Origin of the sequence: Halorussus halophilus, from assembly GCF_008831545.1 — an archaeon.
GTDB classification, from domain to species: domain Archaea; phylum Halobacteriota; class Halobacteria; order Halobacteriales; family Haladaptataceae; genus Halorussus; species Halorussus halophilus.
Genome location: NZ_CP044523.1, coordinates 1,311,921 through 1,325,609, shown reverse-complemented (window position 1 = coordinate 1,325,609; position 13,689 = coordinate 1,311,921). Strand labels below are relative to the sequence as shown.

Sequence of the window (13,689 nt, the reverse complement as noted above, 5' to 3'; positions counted from 1 at the left end):
GTTAGACGAGATTCTCCTCGCGGGCAGCGAGGTCGAGATACTCCGACAGCGGTGACTGTCGGTCCTCGGTGAGCGTCACCGCGTTCGAACGTTCGTCGAACGAGACGACGCCAGCGTCGTCCATCCGTGGGAGGTGGCTGTGGTAGAGGTCGGCGACGACCTTCTCCGTCGATTGGGTCTCGCTGTCGTCCCACTCTGTAATTCGCTCGGCCAGTTCGGCGAGCGAGACCGTACCACCCTGTTTCCGGAGGTAGTAGAGGACGTACCGACGGCGACGGTTCGACAGCAAGTCGAGCGTCGCGTCGAGCGTCGGTGAGATGTCCCTCTCCGTACCCACGTAGCCTTCGGACGCGTCCGGGGAATCCGCATCCATCATGCACTTCGTACTGCTATCTCCGCCCCAAAAAGACCACTACCTAAACGATTAGGCTCGGTGTCTGGCAAGGCTTATCCATGGGGGTTCCCTAGGGTCAGACGCGTGCCACAAGTCCCCGCCCGAGTAGTCCCGCTTCGGGAGCGATGACCGCGCGGAGAACCCAGGTACGCGACATTGTAGTGGTTCGTCACGCCCAAAGGTGACAGAAAGTCGTGGTGCTTCGCACCACGCACAGGCTCGTCGGCTTCGCCGACTCGCCACTTGGGGCTGTTACCCAGCCCCCGCCCGGCACGAGGGTTTGCCAGCAGACGCGGCACGCAGCCTCGGGATGATGCTGGAGGTTAGTGTTCCGGGCGACATTTCCAACGCCCACAGAGTACCTTCTGTAGCCCGCGGGTCCCATCGACGAGTAGCGGAAATACGACTCGTGTCGGTCGGACTCGAAGCAAAGAAACTACATAAACATCAACTCGATGTAAATATTGTTAACTGGGTGGATTGGAAGTGTAAAAAATAATGCCGTGGAACCCACCCGCGCTTTCTTTGCTAGCCTTCGCGGCCGCCGTAATCATCGTCGCCGTGGTGGGTGTCGGGTGGCACCGACGCCGGGACGGAATCGAGTCGTTCGCGGCACTGATGCTCGTCATCGCGTTCTGGACTGCTATTTACGGCGTCCAACTGGGGTTCACGACGAAGCCAGAACAAATCTCGTGGCAACGACTGGCACTCGCGACCAGCGGGGGCGTCCCACCGTTGTTCCTATTCTTCGCGTACCAGTACGCTGGCAAACAGGAGCTATTGACTCGGAGAGTCAAGGCGTTGTTAGTCGGCGAGTGGGCCGCATTTACCTGCCTCGCGCTGACGAACCCGATTCACCACCTCGTCTGGACTCGTGCGACGCTCTACCCCCGAACCGTCTCCCCCGCTCTCGACCTCGAATTCGCTACGGGCTACTTCGTCCACATCGCGTTCGCGTACGCCGTCGTCGCCCTCGGCCTCTGGACGATTCTGTCGGTCTACTTCAAGTCCTCCCAGATTTATCGCCGACAGTCGGCGTTGCTCCTCATCGGTGCAGTGCCAGCGTTCGTCTCTCATAACCTGTTCACCCTGAAATCGAGTCCGGTCCCCGGTCTCGACTTCACGCCGTTCGTCTTCACCTTCACCGGCGTCACCTACGGACTTGCTCTCTTCCACTTCGACTTGCTCGAACGGACGCCGGTCGCCCACCAGCGCGCTATCGAACTGACCGGCGACGGCCTTCTAGTCGTCGATGGAGACGGCCGAATCGTCGATAGCAACCACGTCGCTCGCCAAATATACGACATCGACCGCGCAGGCGAGACACCGGTTTCGTCTGTTCTCGGAACAACTGACCTACAGAACCTCCACGGGACGACGACCAGTATCATCGATGGGACCCGACGAGTGTACGAACTCTACGTGTCCGAACTCTCCTTCGAGTCGGGGCTACACGCCGGGTCGGCAATCGTCCTCAGAGACGTGACCGACCGAGAGGCGTACGAACAGCGCTTGGAGGTCGCGAACCGCGTCCTCCGGCACAACCTGCGCAACGACATGAACGTCGTCTCGGGCTACGCAGACCTACTGAGAGAGCGCGCCTCCACCGACGAACAGCAAGAACTCGCCGAGGTGATTCGCAGAAAGTCCGACGGTCTCGTCGCAGTGAGCGAGAAGGCCCACCAGATGGTAGACATCGAGCAGACGGCTCAAGGAGACGGCGAAGCAGTAGACGTCTGCGCGACGCTCGCCTCGCTCGCGTCGGAGTTTCGCGAAGAGTATCCGGAAGTACCAGTGGCGGTCGATTGCCCGGACGACGTGACCGTCACAGCCGTCTCGAAGCAGGCGCTGACCATCGCACTCAGGAACCTGCTGGAGAACGCCTTCGAACACAACGATACCGCGGACTTGTCGGTCGAAGTCACGGTGACGACAGAAGAACGACAGACTCAGATTCGGGTGAGCGACGACGGGGCTGGACTCCCCGAGATGGAACAAGACGTCCTGAAGAGTCGCACGGAGACGCCGCTCCAACACAGCAGTGGCCTCGGACTCTGGCTCACCTACTGGACGGTTTCGACGACCGGCGGCGAGATTTCGGTCACTGCTTCGGAGTCGGAGGGGACGACGATTACGTTACTGTTCCCGACGCAGGGTTCGGCGGCGGGGACGACTGCGATGCGACCCGCGGGTCGGAACACGCTGTAAGCGGGGGAAAACGAACTCGAAGCACGAACGAGCGAAGAGAGAACAGGAACGAAGAAAGGCCGAGAGAAGCGGAGCGATTACTCCAGGTCGAAGCGGTCGAGCTTCATGACTTTGCTCCACGTGTCCACGAAGTCACGCACGAACCGCTCCTCTGCGTCGTCAGTTCCGTACACTTCCGCGATTGCTCGAAGTCGGGAGTGCGAGCCGAAGATCAGATCGACGCGGGACCCCTTCCACTTGAGTTCGCCCGTCTCACGGTCGTGGCCTTCGAAGACGTTTTCTGCGTCCGAGACCGGTTCCCACTCCGTGTCCATGCCGAGCAGGTTCACGAAGAAGTCGTTGGTCAACGTCTCGGGTCGGTCGGTGAAGACGCCGAGGTCGGAGTCGTCGTAGTTCGCGTTCAGTGCGCGCATGCCGCCGACCAGTACCGTCATCTCGTCGGCGGTCAGGTTCAGCAGTTCTGCCTTGTCAACCAGCAGTTCCTCTGCCGGTCGGTCGGCCTCGTCACCGAGGTAGTTCCGGAACCCGTCCGCGTCCGGTTTGAGTGCCTCGAAGGACTCGACGTCGGTCTGTTTCTGCGTGGCGTCCACGCGTCCCGGTTCGAACGGTACGTCCACGTCGTAACCTGCATCCTTCGCCGCCTGCTCGACGGCTGCGTTGCCGCCCAGCACGATCAGGTCGGCGAGCGAGACCTTCGTCCCGTCGGACCGAGAGCTGTTGAACTCCGCCTGAATTCCTTCCAGCGTCTCCAGTACTGTCGCCAGTTGATCCGGTTCGTTCACTTCCCAGCTCTGCTGCGGTTCGAGGCGGATGCGGGCTCCGTTCGCGCCACCGCGCTTGTCGCTGTCTCGGTACGTCGATGCGGACGCCCACGCGGTCTTGACCAGTTGGGAGACGGAGAGGTCCGAATCGAGAATCTCTTCTTTGAGTTCGGCGGCCTCCTCGTCCCCAATCGTCCCGTAGTCGGCGTCGGGGAGCGGGTCCTGCCACAGCATCTCTTCGTCGGGAACCTCCGGACCGAGGAACCGCTCGGGCGGGCCCATGTCACGGTGGGTTAGTTTGTACCACGCTTTGGCGAAGGCCATCCCGAACTCCATCGGATTGTCTTGGAACCGCTCGACGATTTCCCGGTAGTCCGGGTCCTTCTTCAGGGCGATGTCCGTCGTGAGCATCATCGGGGTTTGCTGCTTCGACGAGTCGTGGGCGTCGGGCACGGTGTCCACTAACTCGTCGTCTGTCGGCGTCCACTGCCACGCACCGCCGGGTCCTTTCTCCGGCTCCCACTCGTAGTCGAGCAGGTTGTCGATGTAGCCCAAGTCCCAGTCGATGGGGGCTTGGGTCCACGGGCCCTCGATACCGCTAGTGATGGTGTCGGCACCTTTGCCGGACTCGTAGTCGCTCTCCCAGCCGAGGCCCTGCTTTTCGATTGGGGCCGCTTCGGGCTCGGGGCCGAGGTTCTCGGGGTCGTCAGCACCGTGGACTTTCCCGAACGTGTGTCCGCCGGCGATGAGCGCGACCGTCTCCTCGTCGTTCATCGCCATGCGGCTGAACGACTCTCGGATGTTCTCCGCCGACGCCTCCGGGTCGGGCTGGCCGTCCGGCCCCTCCGGATTCACGTAGATGAGACCCATCACGGTAGCGCCGAGCGGGTCCTGAAGTTCTCCGTCGTCGTCGAAGCGGTCGGACGCTTCCATCTCGTCCTCGGGCCCCCAGTAGACGGCCTCGTCGGGCTCGAAGGCGTCCTCGCGACCGCCAGCGAAGCCGAACGTCTTGGCTCCCATCGACTCGATGGCGACGTTTCCGGCCAATATCATCAGGTCGGCCCACGAGAGTTTGCGGCCGTATTTCTGTTTGACCGGCCAGAGCAGTCGGCGAGCCTTGTCGAGGTTCGCGTTGTCCGGCCAACTGTTGAGGGGGGCAAACCGTTGTCTACCGCCAGCCGCGCCGCCGCGGCCGTCTCGGGTGCGGTACGTTCCGGCGCTGTGCCACGCCATCCGGATGAACAGCGGGCCGTAGTGGCCGTAGTCGGCTGGCCACCAATCCTGCGAATCGGTCATCACCGCTTCGATGTCCTCCTTCACGGCGTCGAGGTCGAGTGACTCGAACTCATCGGCGTAGTCGAACTCCTCGCCCATCGGGTCGCTCTCGCGAGCGTTCTGGTCGAGAATCTTCAAGCTCAGCTTGTCCGGCCACCATTCGTGGTCGGAGCCTCCCATACCGTGCGTCGATGTATCGTCCTCAGACATTCGATGAATCTCCTACAGCCTATTCATTCGGGCAATTGTCTATAAAGCCACCGATGATATTTTTCAGTAAACAATATTTAGATTGGTGAGGCGAGCTCTACTGTTTCCACTTCCGAAAGAATATATTCGGGATTGCGCTATTTCATTTTGTTTCCGCTCCGTTTCGTCTCTGACTTCGATAGTTTTCCGTTCTCGGCTACTGGCCCAGCGCGCGCCACTTGCCGGAGACGACCTCCCGATACCGTCCGACGAGCGTCGTCACCAGACGACGTTCGACCCGAGTAAAGCCGAGCAAGCGCAGGCAACCAGCATACACAACCAGTCCAACGATGGTCCCCACGACGAGCGCGAGAACGCCCGACAAGAATACCCGAACGCCGAGCGCGACCAACGAGGACGGAACTGCCGCCAGCAACGGTTTCGCGTGCAGTTTCGTGAACGGCTGTAGCCCTTCGAGGTAGTACAGCACCGCGACTTCGAGTCCGTTGTTCACCGTGAGCATCAGCAGATAGCTGGCGACGAGTCCGGGCAGTCCGAAGTTCAGCGTCAGCGGAATCGCGGTTACGGTCAGAAACGCCGTGATGGCCACGTTGACGACGAGGAGCGCGCGCTGGTTGTCGGTCATCGTCAGCAGGATACCGACGCTCCCCGCCGCACAGGCCGCGAACTGTGCGACGACGAATCCGGGCAGGAGCGGTGCGTACTGGACGAATGTCGGGCCGAACAACCCCATCACGGTCTGTCGGAAGACAACGACCGGAATCGCCAGCGCGGTGACGCCGACCAAGACGAGCCTGCTCGTTACGTGGTACAGACGCCGCAGTGCTTCGTCGCGGTTCTCCTCGTTGAGCGCCGCCGCGACTGGCGGGATGAACTGGTTGATGCCCATCAGCGGGAGTCGGACGAGCGTCCCGAGCAGGACGCCGATGGCGAAGACGCCCCCGGCAACGTCCGAGAGGAACAGCGCGATGAGCGGGTAGAACCCCAGCCGTTGGGTCGTCGTCGCGAAGCCGCCGAGGAAAAGCGGGAGGGTGAATCGGAGATACTTCTTCCGGAGCTTCGACGCGTCCGGGCCACGAAGTCGCGGCCGAAAGCCCCGTTCCCGGACCAACCAGATTGCCGCCGCGACGCCGACGAGGCCCATCGAAACCAGCACGCTCGCCGCGACGAGCGCGAGGTCGTGGAAGACGACGGTGCCGACGACGCCGACGAGTAGTTGCGCGACCGGAAAGCCGACCCGGAGCGTGAGATTGAGCGGGCCGACTGCTTCGAGACCGCGAAAAATCTCCGTGACCGTGAACAGCCACACTGCGGCGGGAAGCCCGACAGCGAAGATGCGCAAGAAGAGGCGGAACTGTGCCCCCTTGTCGGTAACGCTGGTCACCAGCGGGGCCGCCGTAAAGAGCGCGATGCCGAACAGGCTGGCGACGCCGACGAGGAGCAGACTCGCGAACGTCGCCAGCGCGTTGCGCTCGGCGTCCGACTCGGCGTTCGGCAAAAACCGACTCAGTCCGCTCCGGAAGCCGAGTGTGACCCAGAGCGGGAACCGTTGGAGTCGCCGCGCGAGCGCGAACAACCCGTAGGCGCTCGGCGCGAACCCGTTCGTGAGGACGGCAGTGAAGGCGAGTGTCAGCCCGCGCTGAAGGAGGATGCTCGGGACCGAGACGGTCGCGCCGTGGGCGACTCGTTCGAGGGCGTCTTCGAGACGTGCTTCGACGGCGTCAGTTTCGGATTGCACGGCGTCGCCGCCCTCGGACGAGAGAGACGTATCGCTCTCAGACTGCATCTCGTCTTCCGACACCGCAGAGTCAGACGCCACGACAGTCAGTTCCCGTGAGGGGTGAATAAATCCGATGATGTCGGGCGTTTCTGACTACTCCTCGGCATCGCGAATCGCCCGCCACACCGTCTCGTCGGTCAGCGGCATGTCGAGGTGTTCGACACCGAGCGGCGAGAGGGCGTCCACGACAGCGTTCACGAGCGCAGGGGGCGCGGCAGTCGTCCCCGCTTCACCGACGCCCTTCACCCCGAGGTCGTTCGTCGGTGATGGCGTCACCGTCTCTCTGGTCTCCATCTCCGGTACCTGGAACGCCCGCGGGACGGCGTACGCCTGCATCGTGTCGGTTTTCAGGGTTCCCTCCTCGTCGTAGACGGTCTGCTCGTAGCGGGCCTGTCCGAGGCCTTGGGCGACCCCGCCGTGGACCTGCCCCTCGACGATGGTCGGGTTGATTTGCTCGCCACAGTCGTCCACCGCGACGTACCGCTCGATGTCTATCTCGCCCGTCTCGGGGTCCACGGCGACTGCCACGGCGTGCGTTCCGAAGGCGTAGGAGGTCGCCTCGGGTTCGTAGAACGTCGTCGCCTCCAGTCCGGGGTCGATTCTCTCGGGGAGCCCCGGTCCGTACGCCGCCCCGGCCACGTCCGCGAGCGAACAAGTCTTGCCGGTCGGCGTCCGGAACTCGCCCGCTTCGACGGTCACCAGTTCCGGGTCGGCGTCGAGCAGATGACCAGCGACGCGACAGGCCTTCTCGCGGATTTTTCGGGCGCTCTCGGTGACTGCGTTCCCGCCGACGATGGTGCTTCGACTCCCGAACGTTCCGGTTCCCTGCGGTATCTTCTCGGTGTCTCCTTCGACCACCGTCACGTCGTCGTAGGCGACGCCGAGCGTGTCGGCGACGAGTTGCGCGTAGGTCGTCGCGTGGCCCTGCCCGTGGGAGTGGGTGCCGACGTAGACTACGACGCCGCCGTCCCGGTGGACGCGGACGACCGCGCTCTCGAAACCGAACCCAGTGGAATCGACGTAGCAGGCGACGCCGACGCCTCGGTAACGGCCGTCTTCGGAGCGTGACTTCGTGCCGCGTTCCCCGTACTCGACGGCGTCGAGTGTCTCGTCCAGTGCGAGTTCGTAGTCGCCGCTGTCGTAGGTCGCGCCGACCGCGGTCTCGTGGGGGAACGTCTCGGAGTCCAGGAAATTTCGGCGACGAATCTCCGCGGCGTCGAGGCCGAGTTCCTGCCCGGCGAGGTCCATCAGTCGCTCCGGGACGTAAATCGACTCTGGTCGTCCGGCCCCGCGGTAGGAGTGGACCGGTGCCGTGTTCGTGAACACCGCGTGCGAGCGACAGAAGATGGCGGGCACGTCGTACTGACTGGCCAGCAGACTGCCGTAGCCGCTCGCCATCAGCGGGCCGACACTCAGTCCGTAGCCACCGGTGTTGGCGTGCGTCTCGACGCGAATGCCGCGAATCGTTCCGTCGTCGTCAACGGCCATCTCTGCGTGTGTTCGGTGGTCCCGACCGTGGTTGCCAGCGAGGTAGTTGCCCCGCCGCGTGGCGGTCCACTTGACCGGACGGCCGAGTTGCCGGGCGGCCCAACCAGTCACGGCTTCGCCGGGATACGGCGTGTTCTTGTGGCCGAACCCGCCGCCGACGCGGGGCACGACGACTCGAATCTCTTTCTCGGGGAGTCCGAGGACGTGGGACAGGTTCCCGCGCGCACCGTGGGGGTTCTGACTCGTCATCTCGACGCGCAACTGCTCGTCGCCAGCGTCCCACTCTGCGAGAGCGGCCCGCGGTTCCATCGCGGACGGCATGAGCCGATTGTTCTCCAAGTCCAGTTCGACGACTCGGTCGGCGGCCGCGAACGCCTCGTCGGTTGCTTCTTCGTCGCCTAACTCCCCCGTCACCGCGACGTTGTTCGGGGCCGACTCGAAGATGGTGGGTGCGTCGTCGTCGGTTGCGTCGATGGGGTCAACGACAGCGTCGAGTGGTTCGTACTCGACTTCGACCGCTTTCGTCGCGTCCGCGGCGAGATACCGGTCCTCCGCGACGACTGCGACGACGGGTTGGCCCTGATAGCGCACCCTTTCGCGGGCGAGCATCGGATGTGCATCCGGGTCGCAGTCGAGTCGGTCGGCACTGAGCGGGAGGAGACCCGGCGCGTCGGAGTCGGCCACGTCGTCCCACGTGAACGCGGCGAGGACGCCTTCGCGGTCGGTCGCCGCGCTCGTGTCGATGTTCGTGACGCGAGCGTGGGCCTGCTCGCTCCTGACGAACGCGAGGTGGACCATGTCTGGCGCGCTCGCGTCGTCGGTGTACGTCGCTTCGCCTCGGAGGAGCGGGGCGTCCTCCCGGCGCGACATGCCTTCGCCGACGAGTTCGTCCTCGCTGTCGTCTTGCTCGGAGTCCCCGGGTGCAGATCGTGCATCGGACTTCTGTGCCGTCTCACTCATCGGTGGTCACCTCTGCGTCGGTCCCGTCAGCAGTCTCACCGTCGCCAATCGTACGGTCCAACGCAGTCGTCAGCGCGCGCTCGGCGTAGGGTTCGAGCAAATGAATCCTGAACTCGCCGGAAGCCGTCGGGTCCGAGCGGGCGTCGGACGGGTCGAGTGTCGCGGATGCGTTCTCCGCGGCCGCGGAGAGTCCTTGCTGAGTCGCTTCACTGCCGACGAGAGCGTCTTCGACGACAGTCAGTCTAACCGGCGACTCGGCCACGCCGCTGGCCGCGAGGCGCGCGCGGGTCACGGTTCCGTCCTCGACTGTGAGCGAGACGGCGACCCCGACCAGCGCGTAGCCAGTCGCGGGGTGCGTCTTCTTCGCGTACGCGCCGTGGGTCCGCTCCGAATTAGGTATCCGAATCTCGGTCAGCAGTTCCCGGTTGCCGAGCGAAGTAGTGCCGTCCTCGCCGAAGAATTCGTCGGCGGACACAGTCCGCTCGCCGTCGTCGTCGCGGAGCGCGAGGGTCGCATCTGCGGCGACTGCCGCGGCAGGGAGGTCCGCGGCCGGGTCAGCCTCTACCAAATTCCCGCCGATGGTTCCGCGGTTGCGGACCTGCAGGTCGCCGACGTTCTTCGCGGCTTCCGCGAGGACTGGCGCGTGCTCCCAGAGCGCGTCAGACTCCGCGAGCGTCGCGTGGGTCGTGAGCGCGCCTATCGAGAACGGGCGGTTCGAGTCTCCTCCCTCGACGCCGCGAAGCCCATCGATTTCGCTGACGTCGATGAGAACGCCTGGACTCGTCTCGCCCGTCTTCATGTCGGGGAGCAGGCCGTGGCCACCCGCGAGAACGACCGGGTCCGCGTCGGCGTGTACTTCCAGCAGTTCGAGTGCATCCTCGACACTGCTCGCGCGACAGTAGTCGAACTCCGGCGGAATCACGACTGGTCGCCTCCGCATGTTTGCTGGGTAGTCGTCCCCGACTCCGCGAGGTCGTCAGCGGCCGTCTCTATCGCGTCTACGATGTTCTGGTAGCCAGTGCATCGACAGACGTTCCCCTTGAGTCCAGTGCGAATCGCCTCGCGGTCGGGGTCAGGGTCGTTTTCGAGAAGTTCGGAGGCAGTCATCACCATGCCGGGCGTGCAGTAGCCACACTGTAGTCCGTGTTCCTCGTGGAACGCCGTCTGAATCGGATGGAGGTCGGTGCCGTCCGCGAGTCCGCCTGCTGTCGTGACTTCGCTCCCGTCCGCCTGCACGGCGAGGACGGTGCAGGACTTGACTGCATCGCCGTCGAGACGTACGGTGCAGGCCCCGCACTTGCTGGTCTCGCACCCGACGTTGGGACCGGTGTAGCCGAGTTCGTCCCGGAGCGCGTGGACGAGCAGGGTCCGGGATTCGACCGTCAACTCCTCTGTGGTTCCATCGACGGTCAGCGTTATTTCGTGGTCGGTCATGGTCGGACGGTTCGAAGGCGACCCAGTAATAACCTCCCCGTAGCAGATTCATGTAGAGCGTGTGAAAATACGCGTCGGGTCCTCGCGAGAGTATCCTCGTCCCTCCGTTGGTAAATTTTACATATTAACCCGTGATTAGATTTTGTCCTGCGTAGTGGTATGGTATGGCACGTCATGAACTGCGAAAGACGCACACTCCTCAAGACGGCCGGTAGCACAGTCTGTGGGGCGACACTTCTCGGCAGCGTCGGCACTGCCGCGGCGTCGGGGTCCTACACCAACCACTACTACAGCGGCTTCGATTACTGGAAGTACGTTCCCGATGGCGTCGGCGACGGCGCACCGCTGATGGTGATGCTCCACGGATGCGGCCAAAACGGCGACCAGTTCCGCGAAGAGACCCAGATGAACGCTATCGCGGACCAAGAAGGATTCGTCGTCATCTATCCGGACCAGTACAACGCGCGAAACTCCTACGAGTGTTGGAACTGGTTCTACGACTCGAACACGACTCGCGGCAACGGGGAAGCGGCAGTCATCGCGGGGATGACACAGGAGACCATCGACGCGGAGAACTGCGATCCAGAGCGGGTCTACGTCGCAGGTCTCTCGGCAGGCGCGGCGATGGTCCCGAATATGCTCGCGGAGTACGCCGATATCTACGCCGCCGGTGGCGTCCACTCCGGGTTGGAGTACGACGCCGCAGAGAGTTCGTCTGGCGGCACGTACGCGATGACCTACGGCGGCCCGGACCCCCAAAGTCAGGGCACGCAGGCCTACGACGCTATGGAGTCGTACGGCATCACGAGCGAGATTCCGACCATCGTCTTCCACGGCACCGACGACACGACGGTGTATCCCATCAACGGGCACCAAGCCGCCGAGCAGGCGACCCAGACCAACGACCTCGCGGCCGACGATTCGGACGACGACGGACTCGACTACGATGCGGACGTGGTGTCGAGCGGTCAAGCGGCGAGTCACAGTTACACGACCTACGAGTATCACGACGAAGCAGGCGAATCGGTCGTCGAGAAGTGGATGGTTGACGGCATGGACCACGCGTGGTCCGGCGGGAAATCGGGCGGCGAGTACACCGCGCCGGGCGGCCCGGACGCCAGCCAGATAGTGTGGGACTTCTGCTCGCAGTTCACGCGGGGTGAATAACCGTGCGACCGAACAGACGCGACGTGCTGAAAGGCGTCGGCGCGGGCGCGTTCGGACTTGGCGGAGTGGGGAAGCTTACCAGCGTCGGCAGTGCCGCCGCCGGAAGCTACACCAGCGAAACGTACGACGGTCGGACCTACAAGAAGTACGTGCCGACGGGCGCGGACGGTTCGACGGACGTGCCGCTCGTCGTCATGCTCCACGGCTGTACCCAGAGTCCCGACTCGTTCAAGGACGAGACGGGGATGAACGCCGTCGCGGAAGCCGAGACGTTCGTCGTCATCTACCCCGACCAGACGACGAGTGCGAACTACAACGAGTGCTGGCAGTGGTTCAACGACGCGAACACGACCCGTGGCAACGGCGAGGCCGCGCTCATCAAAGGCATGGTGGACCAAGTAAAAGGCGACCACGCCATCGACGACCAGCGAGTGTACGCGGCCGGGTTCTCCGCTGGCGCGGGATTCGTCCCGAACCTCGTCGTGGAGTACGCCGACGTGTTCGCGGCGAGCGGCATCCACTCTGGATTCATGTACGACGTGGCGGAGTCCCAGTCGGAGGGGTCGATGGCGATGAGCGATTGCAGTGGGTCGCCGACCCCCGAATCGGAGGGACAGCACGCCTACGACCGGATGGAGCAGTTCGGCATCACGAGACCGATTCCGACCGTCGTCTTCCACGGCACCAGCGACTACACGGTCTACCCCTGCAACGGCGACGAAGCGGCCGAGCAAGCGACCGTGACGAACGACCTCGCGCTGGACGACGCGGACGACGACAACATCGACTACACGGCGGAGAGCCAGAATACGGGGTCGGGCGACAGTCTCAGCTACACCCACTACGAGTACGCCGACGATTCGGGCAACGTCTGGGTCGAGAAGTACACAGTCGATAGTATGGGCCACGCGTGGTCCGGCGGTACTTCCGGTGGTTCGTACACCGCGCCGGGCGGTCCCGATGCCAGCCAACTCATCTGGGACTTCTTCGCGCGATACACCCGCGACGGGGGTCCCGGTGACGGCGGCGGTGACGACGGTGATGGCAACACCGCGCCGACTGCCTCCGCAAGTGCGTCACCGACAGACCCCGCAGTAGACGAAACGGTCTCGTTCGACGCTTCGGGGTCGTCTGATTCAGATGGCTCGATTGCCTCCTACGAGTGGGACTTCGGCGATGGCGCGACTGCGACTGGACAGACTGTGAGTCACAGTTACAGTTCCTCGGGCGACTACACCGCGACGGTGTCCGTGACCGACGACGCGGGCGCGACAGATACTGATTCAGTAGCGATTTCGGTCGGCGGCGGAAGCTTCGAAGGCTACTGTGGCACGACGGACAACTACACGCACGTTCAGCAGGGACGCGCGTACACCGACGGCAGTTACGCGTATGCTGAAGGTTCGGACGAGAACATGGGACTGTACAACACCTACGAGACGACGACGCTGAAGGAGACTTCGGAGGGGTACTACGAAATCGTGGATAGCTGTTAAACCCGCACTCTCACAACCCCTGCTAGGACGAATACAGTCGGTACAGTCGGGAGCGAACTGTTCGCCCCCGTACTTTTAAGTGCCTTAAAATAACCGGTCAGGACATGGACCGTAGTGCACACCACCGATTGCGTTCGCACTTACAGGAGAGAGTCGGTAGCGCGCTTCGAAGTATCGTCTTCTACGATGCAGAGACAAAACGTGTCATCTACCTTCGGGACGATGCCCAAGAAAACATTTCGAGTGTACAGGCAGAGGGCCTGATAGAGTACCTCCGGGAGCGCGAGGATATTCAACAGGCACGTGAACGACTCGGACTCGACACCGGACTCCAATGTACAGTTCACTGCTGGCAGGACCGAACGGGACTGCACTTCCCACACAGTCCCCAATCAGGGACGCTCGTCACGGTTAGTACGACCGTGACGAACGAGCTTAACGCATTCGTCGCCGAGTGTACGGAAATTTTGGAGTAACGGACACCACTCAGTTTCGGAGGCGAATCAGGAACGGACC

General features: G+C 63.2%; 10 protein-coding genes. 4 read left to right on the top strand and 6 right to left on the bottom strand.

The annotated features are described in order from the left end of the window. Position 1: 1 nt before the first annotated feature. Positions 2-376, bottom strand: a complete 375-nt coding sequence (locus F7R90_RS06550; protein ID WP_158056455.1) for a DUF7344 domain-containing protein — start codon at positions 374-376, stop codon at positions 2-4. Between the two features lie 516 nt (positions 377-892). Between F7R90_RS06550 and F7R90_RS06545 the strand changes: the two genes are divergently transcribed. Next, positions 893-2,602 (top strand): histidine kinase N-terminal 7TM domain-containing protein, encoded by a 1,710-nt coding sequence (locus F7R90_RS06545; protein WP_158056454.1) that lies wholly within the window; start codon positions 893-895, stop codon positions 2,600-2,602. Positions 2,603-2,679: 77 nt separating this feature from the next. Here the strand turns inward: F7R90_RS06545 and katG are convergent, their stop codons facing one another. The 5 genes from katG to F7R90_RS06520 all read right to left on the bottom strand — a co-directional run bounded on the left by katG (position 2,680) and on the right by F7R90_RS06520 (position 10,510). Beyond that, positions 2,680-4,818, bottom strand: coding sequence for a catalase/peroxidase HPI (gene katG, locus F7R90_RS06540; protein WP_158056453.1), 2,139 nt, complete (start codon positions 4,816-4,818; stop codon positions 2,680-2,682). A gap of 226 nt (positions 4,819-5,044) precedes the next feature. Beyond that, positions 5,045-6,667 carry a lipopolysaccharide biosynthesis protein gene (locus tag F7R90_RS06535; protein ID WP_158056452.1) on the bottom strand — a complete coding sequence of 541 codons (1,623 nt, stop codon included), beginning with the start codon at positions 6,665-6,667 and terminating at the stop codon, positions 5,045-5,047. 54 nt (positions 6,668-6,721) lie between these two features. Beyond that, the gene (locus F7R90_RS06530; RefSeq protein ID WP_158056451.1) at positions 6,722-9,076 is read right to left on the bottom strand and encodes a xanthine dehydrogenase family protein molybdopterin-binding subunit; all 2,355 of its coding nucleotides are present in this window, start codon (positions 9,074-9,076) and stop codon (positions 6,722-6,724) included. Continuing rightward, positions 9,069-10,016 (bottom strand): FAD binding domain-containing protein, encoded by a 948-nt coding sequence (locus F7R90_RS06525; protein WP_225741279.1) that lies wholly within the window; start codon positions 10,014-10,016, stop codon positions 9,069-9,071. The genes F7R90_RS06530 and F7R90_RS06525 overlap by 8 nt, the downstream gene beginning before the upstream one ends. Continuing rightward, positions 9,995-10,510 carry a (2Fe-2S)-binding protein gene (locus tag F7R90_RS06520; protein ID WP_158056450.1) on the bottom strand — a complete coding sequence of 172 codons (516 nt, stop codon included), beginning with the start codon at positions 10,508-10,510 and terminating at the stop codon, positions 9,995-9,997. The genes F7R90_RS06525 and F7R90_RS06520 overlap by 22 nt, the downstream gene beginning before the upstream one ends. Positions 10,511-10,684: 174 nt before the next feature. On the opposite strand from F7R90_RS06520, the gene F7R90_RS06515 reads away from it, so the two are divergent. The 3 genes from F7R90_RS06515 (at position 10,685) to F7R90_RS06505 (ending at position 13,649) form a co-directional block, all read left to right on the top strand. Next, the gene (locus F7R90_RS06515; protein WP_158056449.1) at positions 10,685-11,677 is read left to right on the top strand and encodes an extracellular catalytic domain type 1 short-chain-length polyhydroxyalkanoate depolymerase; all 993 of its coding nucleotides are present in this window, start codon (positions 10,685-10,687) and stop codon (positions 11,675-11,677) included. Between the two features lie 2 nt (positions 11,678-11,679). Further along, entirely contained in the window at positions 11,680-13,173 is a 1,494-nt protein-coding gene (locus tag F7R90_RS06510; protein WP_225741278.1) for an extracellular catalytic domain type 1 short-chain-length polyhydroxyalkanoate depolymerase, read from the top strand. 104 nt (positions 13,174-13,277) lie between these two features. After that, the gene (locus tag F7R90_RS06505) at positions 13,278-13,649 is read left to right on the top strand and encodes a hypothetical protein (RefSeq protein WP_158056447.1); all 372 of its coding nucleotides are present in this window, start codon (positions 13,278-13,280) and stop codon (positions 13,647-13,649) included. Positions 13,650-13,689: the final 40 nt, after the last annotated feature.